A 16,730-nucleotide genomic window follows, 5' to 3' on the forward strand; every position below is an offset into this window, starting at 1 on the left:
CTAACGCCCCATTTTAGCGTCTTTGCTGGTAGTGGTGGCCAGCCACGCCATTAGTCTACAGCCAATGTTCCGGTAGGTTGGATGATTTTGTAGCGGCTGAGGTCCTGTAGGGCTTCTAGGCCAATGCCAAAAAGCTCATCTTTAGGTGTGATGATATGAACTTTTTCTTTGGTAAACACCAGCCGCTCTATGGGCTTCCAATGAAGGATTTTGGTACGCAAGACGCGGTTTTGCTGTACATTTTCGACCACTACATTGCCCGAAGCTGTGTAGAGATTTTGTTCTTTGTTGTAATAGCCTTTGTCGGCAGTAAGCTTGGTTTCGAGCACCTCTTTTTTGTCAAAAAACTGTATCTCTAGCCCTTCGGGGAACTCTAAATTGCCCGAAGCATAGTCGAAGCGTAAGGGAGCCAACAACTTGACCACTATTTTGGCCGAATCACTGTAGCTGGTTTCAATGTTTTCTGCGCGCAGGGTAGGCCCTTCATAAGGGGTGATATCCTTTTTCTTGTCTTTGGATTGGCAGGCCGCCAAAGCAGCAGTCAGGGCTAGACAAGTAAGTATTTTGACAATGAGTTGCATAAGTATAAAACGGTGAGGGACTCTACTGAGGGGCTTTTTAGGAGCAACGACATATAGTTCAAAAAGCCCGCCCAACAGATTGTCAGGAGGGCTTTTGTGCTTTTTTTTAAAAGCAGGTTAGGGGGAGCTTAGTAAGGCAAAGTAACCGTACCACCAATCCAGCAGCCTACAGGCAGGGTTTGGTTTTGCAAGCCCTCTACGAAAACCTCTTCTTTGGTAGGGAAGTATTTTTGAGCCATTGCTGCACGGTCATTGTTGCCGGCTTGTTTGTAGGCATTATAAGCTGCAATAGCGTACAACTTGCTCTTCACAGGAGAGTCAGAGCGGCACTCATCGGAGCTGTTAAGGTAAAGGTTTCCGATGAAAGTATAGACATCATAAGCGTTGGCGCCACTGTTGAGGGCAAGCTCGCGTGCTTGTGATTTTAGGCCTTGTTGCGACTTCACAATTGCCAACTGCATATTGAGCTGAGCTTTTTGCTTGGGGTCATTGGCATACTTTTGTGCTTCGCTCAGGTAGCTTTCGTTCTTTGTCGCACCATAGAGCTTGATGTTGGCATCCAGCTTTTGCTCGTCGTTTGAGGCAAGCTCAAGCGCCTTTAGGAGGAATTTTTTCTGGTTGGCATCGTCATTTTTCTTGCCATAGAGCAAGCCCAAAATCACTGCGGTAGCGTGGGTAGGCTCTGCCTCAAAGAGGCACAAGTTGGCTTTCAAAAACGCAGGGTTGTCTGTGCCACATTCAGCGTTGAAGCTAGCCGACACAAATCGCTTGGCCAGCCCTACATCACACTTCTCGGCATTCATAATCTTAGGAGCCAAGACATTGTTTACGAAGTTGCAGTCAAGCGTAACGCAGTTGGTGAGCGTACGGTCCACATAATCACGGGCTTGCTGCCAAGTGCTATTGTTTTCGTTGGCATCAATGACTGCAATGATTTTGTCATATCCGCTCAACACATCCTCTTCAGTGAGCTGCTCCATGTCTTTGAGCTGGCACAAGATGTGGATGAAATAGGTCAGGTTTTGGGTATAAGTTTGAGCACCATTAAGCTTGATGACCTCTTGGTAGAAGTCATACATCTTGGGATACTCAGCAGGGTCTTGGTATTTGTACTTGAAATAATAATAGCCCTTACGGTTGAGCACGTTGGCGCGGTCATCATTAAAAAGAGAGATGCGTTTGTCGTGCAGCTCAAGCACCTTATCTTGGTAAGAGGCCTTTAGTTCCTCATTTTGTTCGGCGTTGGCCAAATTTTCATACACTCGTATGCCTTTGATATAAAGGCTTAGGTTGAGGTCAGGAGTGTTTGTAAGCAACCACTCAAGGGGTTCTTTGGCTGCGGCAAAAGCATCGCCACCCTCATTGTCGGTAAAGAGGGCATACTTTTCTTTGGCAGTCTTCTCATCATCGCCCCACTTCCATTCTTGTGCATACAGAGAGAAGCTCATCAAAGGGGCTATGAGCCAGCAGATGAGTAGTGATAGATTTTTCATAGTTTAATCATATTTACGTTTAATAAACCAACGGTCATTTATGGTAGCGCCTAAGCTTACCTTTAAATAACGCTCTTTGAGACTGCCGGGCAAATCTACCCCGCGTTGCCCTGCCGTAAAGGCCAAGTTGAGCAAGGTAGATTGGCGCGAGAACGGCATAGACATCCCTAGGTTGACAGATAGGTCTGTTACAGGTTGTCCATTGAGTCGAATCCCTTCTTGTGTATAGTTTACTCCGGCGCGGTAAATCACACGCTTGAAATAACTATCCACAGCGCTGTAGTCAGGGCAATATTCACCTCCCACTATAACGCTATAACCAGTATTGTCAGTATCTCCAAAGCTAAATCTTGTGTTGGCAAAGCTGTTATAAGACAGTAAGTGAGCATCTACACCTACTACCCAAGTTTGGTCTCGGTTGGCGAGGCTGATGCCTGCGCGGTAGTTGGTTGGGATGACGGCAGGTCTTAATTCGTTGACGGCAATGGTATCAGTTTGGTAAGCCAGCCCCCCTGCGCTACGGCGCTCGATGGCTCTGAAGAAACGGGTGTTTAGCTCCTTGCCCATCGTAACGGCGGCGCCGGCATTGAGCACATACTTGCCCACCAACACATTGAATGCCAAGCCCGGCTCTAAGACCACATCCGAGAAGTTGTTGCGCTCATTGAGCACACTGAGACCCGTCAGTGTAGGGTTGCTGTTGTTTCCAATGAATATTTCAGTAGAAGTTTCTCGTTGGATAACACCAAAAAGGTAGTGGGCTTTCAAGCCTACGAAAATGCGATTTTTGTAGAGGTTGATGCCCGTACCCACGAAGAAGTTGTTTACGCCGCCGGTACCGTTCTGCTCAAAAAGCCCTTCAAAAGGAGAGTTTTCAATCATTCGGGTATAACGCGTGCGGTAGTTTACAGCGCTATAAGGCATTAGCCCAGCTTGAATAGCCCATTTGGGGCTTACCGGGAAGGACAAAGACAGGTGCATAATGCCCGCACCAAAGTCTTGTTGAGAGTCGCGCTCAGAAGTGAGAGCGCTTAATTTTGATTGAACACCAACATCAAAAATGGTGTTAACTATGCGGCCTAACAAGGCTGGGTTAAGATTGTTGGTAAAAAATGGGCTACCATAACTCACGCCAAAGCCTCCCATAGCTTGGTTCAACACAAAATTATGTGTTCTTAAATCGCCGATGCCTAGTTGAGAATAAGGAGAGTTGCCCAAGTCTTGTGCGCGTAGCGTAACACCGCTCGCTAACAACATCCCACAAATCGCGCAGATGATTGGGTATATGCTATATCGCATTGTAGTGCAAAATGGTTTTCAGTCCGATGAGGGTAAGTTCAGGAATTGCAAATATGGGAGGTTTTATTTTAGTTTCAAAGTAATTTGCATCTCCCCCACAAATTAGGGTATTGAAATGGCCATACAATTGTTGGTTTTGCTGGCGGAGGCCTGCTATTTCGGCCAATATCCCTCCCACCACACCGCTATGGATGGCCGAGGCTGTGTCGCGACCGGGGAATGTGGGGCTATCGGTGGGTTTTTGGGCATACAAATCGGGGAGCTTGGCCGTAAAGTGTGCTAAGGCTTGGTAGCGCATCCGCAAGCCCGGGGAGATGCTGCCCCCCAAAAAGACCCCTTCGCTGCTGACGATGTCGTAGGTGATACAAGTACCCGCATCAATAACCAAGGCAGCCTGCCCTGGGTACAAAGCCCAGGCACCTACTGCCGCCGCCAAGCGGTCTACCCCCAAGGTTTGCGGTGTGTGATAGCCATTCTGGATGGGCAGCGGAGTGCGGTAGTCGAGGGTAATGAGGGGCAGCTGTGTGCCAAAACGCGCTACCAAATCAGCCAAGGGACGGCTGACAGAGCAAAAAATGGCTGCCTGTGGGTTGTACTGCGAGATCAAAGATGTCAAGCCAACCTCATCGTTTACTTTTTCGATACACACCAAGGTGTCGCCCTCAAAAATAGCCGCCTTGCCTAGGGTATTGCCCCAATCTACACAGAGAGATACGGACATAGCACTATATTAAATTTTAGTGATAAATTTGCACTGCATAAACGCAGGCAAGCTACACAAAATCAACCCTACAAACAACCCCACACGGGCGGCAGGGTGGCCGAGGCTGTCTGTGTACTCCTTATTTTTAGCACAAAAAAATACATCCCTTTTTATGAAAGAGCTACTCGATAAGTTTGAGCGCAAGCGCCCCGAAATAGTATTTGAATGGAAAGACTCAGAGACCGAAGCCGAGGGCTGGGTGGTCATCAACTCCCTACGCAATGGGGCAGCCGGTGGCGGTACACGGATGCGTGTCGGGCTTGATCGACACGAGGTAGAGTCGCTAGCCAAGACGATGGAAGTAAAGTTTACGGTATCAGGACCGGCCATCGGTGGTGCCAAATCAGGAATCAATTTTGACCCCAATGACCCCCGCAAACAAGGCGTGTTGGAGCGTTGGTATCGGGCGGTATATCCATTGTTGAAAAACTATTATGGCACAGGGGGCGACCTCAACGTGGATGAAATCCACGAGGTAATCCCCATCACTGAAGAGTATGGCCTCTGGCACCCACAAGAGGGGGTAGTCAATGGGCATTTCAACGCCAGTAAGCCCCAAAAAATCCGCAAGGTAGGCCAACTCCGCCAAGGGGTGTCTAAAGTACTTGAAGATGCCAACTACGTACCTACACCTGCCAAACGCCGGTATGTGGTGGCCGATATGATTACGGGTTATGGCGTGGCCGAGGCGGTACTACATTATTATCAGCTGTGGGGTGGTGATCCTCGTCAGAAACGCGCCATCGTCCAAGGTTGGGGCAATGTAGGCGCTACCGCAGCGCTATACTTGGCCAAGGCCGGTGTCAAGATTGTAGGTATCATCGACCGTGTGGGCGGGGTCATCAGAACCGAAGGCTATAGCCTCGAAGAAATCAAGCAGCTGTTTGCCGACCGACAAGGTACGCAGCTCGTATCGCCAGACCTGATTCCCTTCGACGAAATCAATGAGCGCATCTGGAGTATTGGCGCAGAGATTTTTGTGCCTGCGGCCGCTTCCCGTTTGGTTACCCAAGCCCAAGTAGAGCAGATGATTGCCCATCAGCTAGAGGTGGTTTCGTGTGGAGCCAATGTGCCCTTTGCCGATAAAGAAATTTTCTTTGGGCCTATTGGAGATTATACCGACGACCGCGTGTCGCTTATCCCTGATTTTATCGCCAACTGTGGAATGGCACGGGTATTTGCCTACCTTATGAGCGACAAGGTCGAAATGACTGATGATGCAATCTTCAAAGATACCTCGCGCATCATTGGCCAAGCGCTCGAAAAAGTACACACCCAAAACCCCGGACGTACAGGCATTGCCAAAGCGGGCTTCCGTATCGCCCTAGAGCAGTTGGTATAAACGCACATATCTAGAAGGCTTTGCTTTGCCCAAGGCCTTCTTTCAATAATTTATACCCAATCAAAAATGGTTTGGGAAATGTGTTTGCTAAAAATCTTTGAGGATTCTTGAGGATTAAGAAAGTCAAATCTGTCAATCTTGGTATAATCATCAGATGGTTGTATTGTCATTACTGAAATAGGCCAAGGGGGCATAGCACATTGTATGCCTCCTATCTGTATTGGGAGTAAGTACCAAGTGACTTTGTGGCCAATGAGGGGGAGGGAAGTTTTAATACCCCAGCCACACCACTATATATTTTTCAAATCTGTGGGCTAAGTCTTATTTTACCCCCGAAATAAGACACCAGCTTGTCTCCGAGCTGAAGCCCCGAGCGATACCCAACCACAATTGGTTTGGGAAATATACCCGCTGAAAATCCTTGATAATCAAGGAAATCAAATCCTGTAAATCTCCAAATCTTGTGAATCTTGGTATATCTTTCCAAAAATGTCCGGTGGCGTGTGTCCCAACCCTTTGATGCAGCATCTTAGATGTTACTTTTTTACCATTTTTTCAAACAAATAATAATTTGATTATCAAGTATTTACAATGATATCTGAGTAATATTACTCAGACATCTGAGTAATTACACTATTTCCCTACTGTGTATTGCGCCCTACCTTTGTATCACAACATAAGCGTTGTATACTGTTTGTTCTACCAATCCTATTCAAAAACTCGACCAATATCCTGATAATCAATACAATTCCTCTCGCAAGGGAATCAATACCGTTTGGAAAATCCGCTTCTCTTCTGGGAGCGGTTTTTTTTTCGTGGTTACTCATTCTGCCAAAAGGTGCGTATCTTGCGCACTTGGCAAACTTATCGGCTAGTTTATTGGTTTGTTTGTTATCAAACACGGGGCGGCTATAATCTGTACCCGTTTTTACCCCGAATTTGTTGGTTTCACTTACAAGCCCTTCGGGCTTGTGCAAGGCTTTGTTTATGCCCCGCTCCTCCGGTACTGCCACCCCTTCTAGCGCTGCCAAGCAGCCCACACAACAGGCGCAACAGAAGGCTAAGGCCACTGACGAAATCGAAATTTTAGGTGCTCGTGAGCACAATCTCAAAAATATCGACCTGCGCTTCCCACGCAAGCAGCTCATCGTCATTACAGGCGTATCGGGCAGCGGCAAATCTTCATTAGCTTTTGATACGCTCTATGCCGAAGGCCAACGCCGCTATATGGAGAGCTTCTCGGCCTATGCCCGCTCGTTCATTGGTGATATGGAGCGCCCCGATGTAGACAAGGTCAACGGCCTTAGCCCAGTGATTGCCATCGAGCAAAAAACCACCTCCCGCAACCCTCGCTCTACAGTAGGGACAACGACCGAGATTTACGATTTTTTCCGCTTGTTGTTTGCCCGCGCCGGAGAGGCATATTCATATGTTTCGGGCGAAAAAATGGTCAAGCAGTCGCTCGACCAAATCTTAGACCAGCTCTTGGCACGCTTCGAGGGGCAGGCCGTACAGTTACTCGCCCCAATCGTCAAAGGGCGCAAAGGCCACTACCGCGAGCTGTTTGTACAGCTGCGCAAAAAGGGCTATAGCAAGGTACGGATTGATGGGGAGATGACCGAGCTGACCCCAAAACTCCAAACCGACCGTTACAAAACCCACGACATTGAGCTGGTCATCGACCGGCTGGTGGTGCAGGCCGACGACCGCTACCGCCTCTCTCAGTCTGTACAGACGGCTCTCAAGGAGGGCGACCAACAGTTGCTCATTATCCCCAAAGAGCAGCCCGATGTTGTGGTGTATTTCTCTACCTTGCTCTCTTGCCCTACGTCGGGCATCTCTTATGATGAGCCGGCTCCCAACAGCTTTTCGTTCAACTCCCCTTATGGCGCTTGCCCTACTTGCCACGGGCTGGGGGTGGTAGAAGAAATCAGCATCGACAGTATCTTGCCCGATCGCAAGCTCAGCATCAGCCGAGGGGGCATCGCCCCCTTGGGCGAATACCGCGATATCTGGGTTTTTAAGCAAATACAAGCCCTACTCAAGGCGCACAAACTTAGCCTGACCACCCCCCTAGAGCGTATCCCCGAGGAGGTGATTCAAGAACTGCTCTATGGTAGTGAGCAGGTGTTCAATGTCTATTCTGAGCGTTACGACCGCAGCTACAACACCTCTTTCCAAGGGGTGATTCCCTACATTCAGCGCACCCAAGAGGACGGCTCTGAGAAAATGCAGGAAATGATGCAGGATTTTATCGAAACCAAAACCTGTCCCGACTGCCAAGGCGCACGCCTCAAAAAAGAGTCGCTACATTTCAAAATAGCAGAGCACAATATCCACCAAATCAGCACGATGAGCATCGCTAGCTTGCACCAATGGCTGCAAGACCTAGAAGAGCGCCTCAGTGAGACCCAGCGCCTCATAGGCCACGAAGTGCTCAAAGAAATCCGCAAACGTGTACGCCTGCTTCACGACATCGGGCTGGATTACCTTACCCTCGACCGCACGATGCGCACCCTCTCCGGTGGCGAGTCGCAGCGCATTCGGCTGGCAACCCAAATCGGGACGGCACTCGTGGGGGTGCTCTACATCCTCGATGAGCCTAGTATCGGCCTTCACGCCCGCGACAACGAAAAGCTTATCCAGTCACTCAAAGAGCTACGGGACTTGGGCAACTCCGTCATCGTGGTAGAACACGACAAGGAGATGATGCTCGAAGCCGATTATGTCATCGATATAGGCCCCGGAGCGGGTATCCACGGTGGCCGCGTTGTGGCACAAGGTACGCCACAGGAGTTTTTGAAACAAAAAAGCCTCACCGCCGACTACCTCGCCAACCGCCAACAGATTGAAGTCCCCAAGCAGCGCCGTCAAGGCAATGGCTACCGGCTTGTCCTCAAAGGAGCTAGCGGCCACAATCTCAAAAACGTAACCCTGACCCTGCCTTTGGGCAAGTTGATTTGTGTTACGGGGGTATCAGGTAGCGGCAAGTCTTCGCTCATCCACGATACCCTGTACCCTATCCTGAGGCAACATTTTTACCAATCCAAACAAAAGCCGCTGGCCTACCAAGAAATCATCGGGCTAGAACACCTCGACAAGGTCATTGAAATAGACCAAGCGCCTATCGGACGTACACCCCGATCCAATCCGGCGACGTATGTAGGCTTTTTTACAGACATCCGCAATCTGTTTACCCAGTTGCCCGAATCCAAAATCAGGGGGTACAAACAAGGTCGCTTTTCCTTCAATGTCAAAGGAGGTCGCTGCGAAGACTGTGGCGGCGCAGGGATGAAGCTCATCGAAATGGACTTCTTGCCCGACGTACACATCGCCTGCGAAACCTGCCAAGGCAAGCGCTACAACCGCGAAACGCTCGAAGTACGCTTCAAGAGCAAGTCTATCGCCGAAGTGTTGGATATGACCGTCAGCCAAGCAGTAGACTTTTTTGAAAACCAGCCCCAAATTGTCCGAAAAGTACAGGTACTCCAAGAGGTAGGACTGGGCTATATCACCCTAGGCCAACAGGCCACGACCCTCTCGGGCGGTGAAGCACAGCGCGTAAAGCTCGCTACAGAGCTGATCAAAAAAGACACAGGCAAAACCCTCTACATCCTCGACGAACCCACCACAGGGCTGCACTTTGAAGATATCCGTATCCTGATGCAGGTCATCCAAAAACTGGTAGACAAAGGAAATACCGTTCTGATTATCGAACACAATATGGACGTAATCAAAGTAGCCGACCATATCATCGACCTTGGCCCCGAAGGCGGCCAAGGCGGTGGCCAAATCCTGTTTGAAGGTACTCCCGAAGCGCTCGCCAAAAACAAAAAAAGCTATACAGGGCAGTTTCTCAAGGTAGAGCTCGATTAGCAAATCCCATACAGCAGTTCCTGTTCTGGGCTGAGCGGTAGGTAGCACAACACCCATTCATCCAGGTGGGCATCCCAAGCATTGGCCGCTACAATCCGGCGCGGCTCTTCGGCCTTCCACACGACGAGGTCAAGACCAAGGTCTGATTGTAGGTTGAGGCTGATTAGGGAGTATTTTTGGAAATTTGCGGTATGGCCGTATTCTCGGAAGGTATTGTCATCGGTCAACAAAGACCACCAAGCCAGCGGCGGCTGTTGTGGTGTGCTCAGTGCTTGGAGGGTTTTCAGCGCAATGACCTCTACTTCGAGCGTGGCCTCAAACGGTTCTTGCTGTAGCACCCGCCGAGGTACACATTGGCAAAAGCACAAACTTTGCAGGTCTTCTTCTGTTTCTATTCCTTCGCTCATCGACATTCGGTGCTGAAAAAGCGCCCAGAAGGGTTGGTCAAGAGGCAGCGTGAGTGGTGCAGTAAAGGTCAGTAGATAACCCTTCCCTACTTCCGGCCAAGCTGGCCAAGCTCGTTGGCTGTCGAGGGTTTTCCAGCCAACTACCAATGCCCGCACCTCCTCGGGTACATATTGGTAGGGGGGCTGGTTCTGGCCACAAGTCTGACAGGACAGATGCAGTGTTGTAGGCAGTATATTTGGTGTAACATCCATAAAACCAAGAGGTTAAATAATCTCTAGTGTTTGGAGTGCCTTTCGGATAATGTCGGCGTGGTCGAAGGCCAACGGTGGCAGCTCGTCTAAGTTAAACCATCGCACCTGTGCAGCATCATCTCCGGCCTTGGGGTCGAGCTGTTGGTGTGGTAGGTGTAGGGCATAGGCGACCGAAATCACCCATCCACGTGGGTCGCGCCCAGGTTTACTAAAAACGCCCACTAGCGCTGGAGCTTCTGGCAATACCACCCCGGTTTCTTCGACCAACTCACGAGCGGCAGCTTCTTCTACCGTCTCGTTGGGGTCAACAAAGCCACCCGGCAAGGCCCAGGTATGGGCAAAAGGCTCGTGCTTGCGCTCGATGAGCATAATTTGGGGGTGCGCTTTGGCACTGTCGCCAATCAACACACAATCTACCGTTAGAGACGGGCGGGGGTAAGGGTAGGTATATTTCATAAGAATCAAGCTAAGTAGCTGAAAAACACGCTTGTTTTGAATAAGAAAGGTAGCTTTTTTTTCGAATACTTACAAGTTTATCTCTTTTCATACACCTAGTTATGTTATAAATGTGTATATTGCCCTTGGGATTGTTTGGCTACTGTATCAACAGTATAAAACAATTAAGGGGGGCGTTCAACTTTTTAATGCGGTTGAGTGTATGTACCTATGACGTACTTTTTAATAGCATTATTGATAGTTTGGCATCCCACCCAAAACCCCAGTCCAAGCCTTATTTATGCGTAATTCTGTAGCTACTACCCAGTGGCTTGAATCAATATTTATGAAAAATTTTGCTTTCAAAATTGCCATACTATATGCTGTCATTGGGTTGACTTGGATTTATACCAGTGATCTTTTAGTGGCCTTCCAAGCACTACAAGATCCGAACCTATTGAGTTATTTTCAACACATCAAAGGGTTTGCCTACGTGATTATTACGTCAGTGCTGTTGTTTTTTATGGTATATCGATATGAAAATTACCTGCGTAATACCCAAACAGCTTATCAGGCTATTTTTGATTACAACCCTAATCCGATGTGGATGTATGACCTACAAACACATCAAATCTTGGCGGCCAATGCTGAGGCCATAGCACAATATGGGTACTCGTCTTCGAAGCTTACCCAGCTAAAGATACAGGAATTGTGCATCCCCTCAGAGCTGGATCGGATAACGCAGTATTTGCAACAACCCACCCAAACCAACTTCAACACCAGACACCAAACAGCGAAGGGAAAACACCTTTATGTCAATATTTACAGCCAAACACTGTGGCATAGGGGCAAGCTGATAGGGCTGATGGTTGCCATAGATGTAACTCGAAAGCACCAACAGATGCAAGAGATTCATCAACTCAATGAACAGCTGACACAAAACGAACATTATCTACGCTCCTTGCTCGATTTTCAGACGACCTTCCTCGTCCGCCTAGATAACGATGGTTGCTATACTTTTGCCAACAACCAGTTTTTGCAACGAATGCGCCACACACAGGCAGATCTTAATAGCCAGTTTTTTGAAGAAGGATTACTACCAGAGGACATCGAAAAGTTTAGGGAAGCTTTTCGATTAGCACAAAGCAGTATGGGCAAGCCAGTAATGGCTACCTTACGCCGTAGCCACGCTTTGAGCCCTACACGGATTCATTGGACTACTTGGGAGTTTATTGCGCTCCCCAAAGGCGCAGAGGGCTTACAAGAGGTACAGGCCGTTGGGGTTGATGCAACCAAACAATACCTGTATCTACAAAAACTAGAACACTACAAAACCCGCCTCGAACACCTACTCGATAATGTTGGCGAGGCTGTTTGGGCTTGTCAGGCCAACGATTTCCAGTTTGTATTTATCAGCCAAGCCAGCGAACATATTTTTGGATATTCCCCCGATCAGCTCTACCGCAATCATCGCCTTTGGCTGGAGAACGTCCACCCCGATGACCGAAGCTACCTTACTGAGCGTTTAGCCCAACTCCAAAAACCCCATCAAGAGATAGATATCGAATATCGGTTTCTACATAGTAGTGGCGATTATCGCTACATACAGGATAAGGTCAGTTATGCAAAAGACCCCATCAGCGGCCAAGGTATGTATAGTGGGCTGGCAACCGATATTACAGAGCTTCGGCGCACACAGACCCGCCTAGCCCATATTCTCGATAGTATCACAGACGGCTTCTTTACTGTTCGTAGTGGAGGGGTCATCTCTTATGTTAACCAAGCATTTGAACGTATTCTGGGGCTTTCGAGGAGTGAAATGCTGGGCGGGATAATGGCCGATGTATTGCCACAAGAGATTCACCAATTATATACAGCATACATCCAAAACCAAACCACCGCAGCCGCTACCGCCGAAGTCTTTATGGAATTGAAAAACATGTGGCTCCGCTTTACAATATACCCGATTGATGAGGGCGTAGCTGTCTATTTTCAAGACATTAGCAATGAAAGAAATAGCCGCAGGGAGCTGCTTTTTGTCAAAAACAACTTAGAAGCCATTGTCAACAGTACTTCAGACCTGATTTGGTCAGTTGATACACAACAACGCCTGCTATCGGCCAACCAAGCCTATGCGTGTCTCTGTGAGCGCCTCACCGGCAAAACACCTGTGGTAGGGGAGTCTATATGGCTACATCTGCCCAACAAACTCTTACAAGAACGCTGGGAGGCATATTTTGAGCAGGTATTGCTGAGCAAGAAAAGATTGGAGCTCTCCGAGTTTTTGCTGCACCCGCTAGGTCAAATTCAGCACATCGACATCACCTTTAACCCGCTATACGACGACGAAGGGCGCTCTATAGGCCTGAGTTGTTTTATGCGTGATACTACTGCCGAGAAACACCAAGAGCGACAAGTAAGGCTACAATATGACCGGTTGAGCGAAATTGCTTGGATACAGTCTCACGAAATGAGGCGCTATGTGGCCAATGTATTGGGGTTGGCTCACCTGCTGAGTGTGGATGAGCTGCCGGAGCCCGAAATCTTGAACAAACTACAAGAGCAGCTTGGACTTATCGATGAAATCATCCACAAGGTAGTGCGAAAAGCGGAAGAGTTGGAACTGTGATGTGAATGTGGAGCTTAGATAAAAAAAATGTGATTTTTTTGGTTGTGTTTGGTTACCTTCATCAGACTTGTAGCATAAACCCAATAGACAAACAAATTTTATTCAAAACACACCTGTTTAACACTTTATTATGTAGCGGAAAGCCTATTCAACATTTGAATAGGCTTTTTTGTGTGCTTGATAAACCCTAGAGGCAAATCCTCTAGGGCTGTAGATTAAAATCGGTGATGTGCAAATGCTTAGGTTATTGGCGCACAATATTACCAAAAAACAAGGCATTGATAAATAAGCGATTCGTGCCATACCAAAAAGCCCTGAAGTTGGGGTTGTCGGCCATCGCGATGATGTTGCCACGCCCTAACTGGAAGGTTGCCACTGCCGCACTGTTGGCAATCAACGGCAGGTTTTGCTTGGAAATATACCCGGCCATCAATGGCTTTTCAGTATATACCAAGGGGTTGGCAAAGGGGTTTTTGCTGCGCTGTATGAATACATTATTGGCTCTGAAAAGCGGCAACAGCGCCTCGTGATAGCCATAAGCCAAGGGGTGGGTAGTGTCTATTTTGGCTGCAAAAATAGCACCTCCGATAGCTTGTGCGCCGCGTAGACGCTCGCGGTCTGCATAGGTGTATTGCTTGGTCGAGTCAACTTTGAAGTTGGTATTTTTAAGCTCTAAGCCAACCCACTGCCGGGCGGCAAGCCAACGGTTGGCCGTAGTCAGGGTGATGAGTGTTCCGCCGGTACTGACAAACTCCTTGATTTTCTGCACACCCTGCTCGCCTAGGGTTTGGTAGCCTCCGCCGGGCATAACAATAGTGGTATAGCGGGAAAGGTCAGCGCTGGCGATGTCAGCAGCTTCAATCATTGAGAGCGGCATGTGGTAGCGCTGGTCGAGTACGTGCCAGATTTCGCCTGCTTCGTAGCTATATGTGCCATTGCCCACAATCATCAGTACCTTGGGGAGTTGTAGCGCCTCAAAAGAGCGGCTGCCAAGATCTACCCCTTTGTCTGAAAGCCCCTTTGTGAGCGCGTAGATGTCTAGGCCATTGTCTTTGGCCAACTGCGCCAAGCGCTCCGGCCATTGGCCTTCGGGGGTATGCTGAATCCCTACCGGAAGCAGTATCGTACCAAGGCCAAAATACTCTTTCTTACCTTCTACTACAGTCTCAAAAGCTTCTGTTACTACTTTTAGTCTGGCATCGGCCAGCATCAACTCGTGTGCAGCACGCGGGGCATAGTAGCCATCCCAACGGAAAGCATAGACTACCGCATCTGTCGCATCGCCGATGAGCTTGCCTTCGGGAAAGCGGAGCGAGTCTACCTTATCGCCACGGGGAGCGTTGGCTTGCTCATAGGGTAGGTTAAAGGCCAAGGGAAAAGTCCAAGCCGAGATATCATAAAAAAGACTGTCAGTAAAACTGGTTTCTTTTTGGAACATCGCCCGCACTAGGCCTTCCTTAGGTTGGCTGAGAGGAATGACATAGGCTTTTCCTTTTTTAAACTGCTTGTAGTCGCTGCCCAATTCATAAAACTCAATGCCTTGGGTATGGAGTATTTCAGCAAAGTGATAATTGCGGGCGAGGTCGTATTCGCTGCCCACTACATAACCTGTGCCGCCTTTGTTGGCCTTGAAAAAGTCACGCTGAAACCCTAGCAGTTCTTCGCGCATAGCCTGTGCGGCAGCGAGGGTAGAAAGAGCTGTCGTAAACTGATTGCGGATGGTAAAGGGGAAATGCAAGATGCCGTTCTCACTGTCTTGGGCGTGCCCACGAGAGCTGGCCTGTTCAAACAAGATGCCGATGCCCCCCTGTACGTCGGGATAGGTAGAGCCTTTGCCATAATAAAAATCATCGAAGCTCTCTTTGGTGTAGTAGAGCGAGCGGATTTTGTCGAGCGCCTTGCCGTGAAATTCGGCAATCTTGCCGGTAAGCTCTTGGTTTTTGGCAGGAGTAAGGGGGTTAGTGCGCGAAGGGATACCGGGTTGGAAGAAGTAGGTGGCATTAGTACCCATTTCGTGTTGGTCTGTCAAGATATTGGGCATCCAAGCTTGGTACTGGCGGATACGGCCCTTGCTTTCGGGCATTTGTACAGGAAGCCAGTCACGGTTGAGGTCAAACCAATAGTGGTTGGTACGCCCGCGTGGGTAGGCTTCGTTAAACTCACGGCTGGCGGGGTCGGTAACGAGGGTATGGCTGCGGTGCGAATTGACCCAAGAGGCAAAGCGGTTGAAGCCGTCGGGGTTGAAGCAGGGGTCGAGCAAGATGACCGTATTTTGGAGCATCGTCTCAATCTCGGCGCTCTGAGCAGCCGCCAAATAATAGGCGACCAAGGCCGCAGAGTTGCCCCCACTGGGTTCGTTGCCGTGGACACTATGCCCCAACCATACTACTACCGGCGCTTGGCTGATATTGACCCCGCCCGACTGCGCAGGGTTGCTGAGCTTGAGGTGTTCTTGGCGAATGTCTTCGAGGCGGCTGTGGTTCTGAGGAGAGGTGATGGTCAGCAGCAGCAGGGGACGCATCTCAAAACTGCGTGCATACTCTGTGATGGTAATGCGGGGCGAGGCTGCGGCAAGTGCCTGCATATAGTAGCTGAGCTGGTCGTGGGAGAGATGCCATTCGCCTATCTCAAAACCAAAAAACTGCCTCGGTGTAGGGATGGCAGGGTCGTATTGGATGCCCTCTTGGGGTAGGTAATATGACAGGTCTGTTTGGGCGGCTGTTTGGGCTTGACCCGATACCGAGCCAACCATACAAACGAGCAAACCCAACGCAAGGGAATAACTTAGAGCATAGAAATAACGCATAGTAAGGTGTGTTTGATGAAAAAGTCATTTAACCCCTGAAAGCACCCCATATCTGCTCAAGATGATAACGCTACAGGAAATTCGAAAAGCAAGATAAGCCAAAGCTGCTATTTGAAGCAACTATTGGCTTATCCTTTAGATAGAAAACCGGTTTGACGCGCTCAATGGCAGCGCCCAAACGCTTGTTACTTGGCAGCGGCAGCAGCCTTAGGTTCAAACACCGTACCGCATTGGCTACAGGTATGGGCTGGGGTGTTGGCGTGAAAACGCTTGAAAACCTCGGGTAGCTGGGTCTCGATATTGGTCAACTTCAGGTATTCTTCGTAGAGTAAGTGGCCGCAGTTGTCGCAATACCACTGGAAGCCGTCGGTGTGCTCAGCCTTACGGCGCTCCTCTATCACCAGCCCGATGGTGTTGGCTGGGCGCTGGGGGGAATGAGGTACTTTGGCGTTGAGGAGGTAAATCTCTCCCTCGCGGATGTGGATGTCCTTAAACTGCCCATCTTCGATAATCTTGAGGACAATATCGCCCTGTAATTGATAAAAAAACTCCGGGCCTTCGTTGTAGTGGTAATCTTTGCGGGCATTAGGGCCGCCTACAGCCATCACAATAAAATCCCCACCAGGATAAATTTCTTTGTTACCAACAGGTGGCTTGAGCAGGTCGCGGTGCTCGTCTACCCAATCCAATAAATTTTTTACGTTAATCTTGCTCATAATCATTTGTTTGTGGTGATAAAACGACTTTGGCAGTAGCCTTTGTAGTGTTTGGGAGGTATTTGATAGAAGATTCAAAACTTATCGATAAAACAAATGAACACCCAAAAAAGTCTACATACCTCTTGTAA

At 49.0% G+C, this 16,730-nt stretch carries 11 protein-coding genes; 3 read left to right on the forward strand and 8 right to left on the reverse strand.

The genetic code is table 11. The features are described from left to right. Positions 1-50: 50 nt before the first annotated feature. The 4 genes from lptC to G499_RS0111020 form a co-directional block, all read right to left on the reverse strand. The gene (lptC, locus tag G499_RS0111005; RefSeq protein WP_026999990.1) at positions 51-581 is read right to left on the reverse strand and encodes an LPS export ABC transporter periplasmic protein LptC; all 531 of its coding nucleotides are present in this window, start codon (positions 579-581) and stop codon (positions 51-53) included. A 128-nt stretch (positions 582-709) separates the two neighbouring features. Continuing rightward, positions 710-2,074 (reverse strand): tetratricopeptide repeat protein, encoded by a 1,365-nt coding sequence (locus G499_RS0111010; protein ID WP_026999991.1) that lies wholly within the window; start codon positions 2,072-2,074, stop codon positions 710-712. A 3-nt stretch (positions 2,075-2,077) separates the two neighbouring features. Beyond that, a complete protein-coding gene (bamG, locus tag G499_RS0111015) occupies positions 2,078-3,373 on the reverse strand; it encodes a BamG family beta-barrel-assembly machinery protein (protein WP_154658412.1) in 1,296 nt (431 codons plus the stop codon). Continuing rightward, on the reverse strand, positions 3,363-4,094 hold the full coding sequence (locus G499_RS0111020; protein WP_026999993.1) for a type III pantothenate kinase: 732 nt from the start codon (positions 4,092-4,094) through the stop codon (positions 3,363-3,365). Before G499_RS0111020 ends, bamG begins: the two co-directional genes overlap by 11 nt. Before the next feature lie 154 nt (positions 4,095-4,248). On the opposite strand from G499_RS0111020, the gene G499_RS0111025 reads away from it, so the two are divergent. Further along, complete coding sequence (locus G499_RS0111025) at positions 4,249-5,478, forward strand: Glu/Leu/Phe/Val dehydrogenase dimerization domain-containing protein (RefSeq protein WP_026999994.1); 1,230 nt, start codon at positions 4,249-4,251, stop codon at positions 5,476-5,478. Positions 5,479-6,465: 987 nt separating this feature from the next. Beyond that, entirely contained in the window at positions 6,466-9,354 is a 2,889-nt protein-coding gene (gene uvrA / locus G499_RS0111035) for an excinuclease ABC subunit UvrA (RefSeq protein ID WP_081413768.1), read from the forward strand. Here the strand turns inward: uvrA and G499_RS0111040 are convergent. After that, a complete protein-coding gene (locus G499_RS0111040; RefSeq protein ID WP_026999997.1) occupies positions 9,351-10,013 on the reverse strand; it encodes a hypothetical protein in 663 nt (220 codons plus the stop codon). The genes uvrA and G499_RS0111040 overlap by 4 nt on opposite strands. A 12-nt stretch (positions 10,014-10,025) precedes the next feature. Beyond that, a complete protein-coding gene (locus G499_RS0111045) occupies positions 10,026-10,469 on the reverse strand; it encodes an NUDIX domain-containing protein (RefSeq protein ID WP_026999998.1) in 444 nt (147 codons plus the stop codon). Positions 10,470-10,794: 325 nt separating this feature from the next. Here G499_RS0111045 and G499_RS0111050 point away from each other — a divergent pair, with 325 nt between their 5' ends. Next, positions 10,795-13,077 (forward strand): PAS domain-containing protein, encoded by a 2,283-nt coding sequence (locus G499_RS0111050; RefSeq protein ID WP_161627737.1) that lies wholly within the window; start codon positions 10,795-10,797, stop codon positions 13,075-13,077. A 244-nt stretch (positions 13,078-13,321) separates the two neighbouring features. On the opposite strand, the gene G499_RS0111055 is transcribed toward G499_RS0111050, so the two are convergent. Next, positions 13,322-15,883 (reverse strand): M14 family zinc carboxypeptidase, encoded by a 2,562-nt coding sequence (locus G499_RS0111055; RefSeq protein ID WP_081413769.1) that lies wholly within the window; start codon positions 15,881-15,883, stop codon positions 13,322-13,324. 185 nt (positions 15,884-16,068) lie between these two features. Beyond that, positions 16,069-16,605, reverse strand: coding sequence for a 3-hydroxyanthranilate 3,4-dioxygenase (locus G499_RS0111060; protein WP_154658413.1), 537 nt, complete (start codon positions 16,603-16,605; stop codon positions 16,069-16,071). Positions 16,606-16,730: the final 125 nt, after the last annotated feature.

It is taken from the genome of Eisenibacter elegans DSM 3317, assembly GCF_000430505.1.
GTDB lineage: Bacteria > Bacteroidota > Bacteroidia > Cytophagales > Microscillaceae > Eisenibacter > Eisenibacter elegans.

Bases quoted from the DNA above. Each gene is read 5' to 3' on its own strand.
- G499_RS0111055 (WP_081413769.1), bottom strand. From the start codon at position 15,883: ATGCGTTATTTCTATGCTCTAAGTTATTCCCTTGCGTTGGGTTTGCTC.
- G499_RS0111050 (WP_161627737.1), top strand. From the start codon at position 10,795: ATGAAAAATTTTGCTTTCAAAATTGCCATACTATATGCTGTCATTGGG.
- uvrA (WP_081413768.1), top strand. From the start codon at position 6,466: ATGCCCCGCTCCTCCGGTACTGCCACCCCTTCTAGCGCTGCCAAGCAG.
- lptC (WP_026999990.1), bottom strand. From the start codon at position 581: ATGCAACTCATTGTCAAAATACTTACTTGTCTAGCCCTGACTGCTGCT.
- G499_RS0111020 (WP_026999993.1), bottom strand. From the start codon at position 4,094: ATGTCCGTATCTCTCTGTGTAGATTGGGGCAATACCCTAGGCAAGGCG.
- G499_RS0111060 (WP_154658413.1), bottom strand. From the start codon at position 16,605: ATGATTATGAGCAAGATTAACGTAAAAAATTTATTGGATTGGGTAGAC.
- G499_RS0111010 (WP_026999991.1), bottom strand. From the start codon at position 2,074: ATGAAAAATCTATCACTACTCATCTGCTGGCTCATAGCCCCTTTGATG.
- bamG (WP_154658412.1), bottom strand. From the start codon at position 3,373: ATGCGATATAGCATATACCCAATCATCTGCGCGATTTGTGGGATGTTG.
- G499_RS0111045 (WP_026999998.1), bottom strand. From the start codon at position 10,469: ATGAAATATACCTACCCTTACCCCCGCCCGTCTCTAACGGTAGATTGT.
- G499_RS0111040 (WP_026999997.1), bottom strand. From the start codon at position 10,013: ATGGATGTTACACCAAATATACTGCCTACAACACTGCATCTGTCCTGT.
- G499_RS0111025 (WP_026999994.1), top strand. From the start codon at position 4,249: ATGAAAGAGCTACTCGATAAGTTTGAGCGCAAGCGCCCCGAAATAGTA.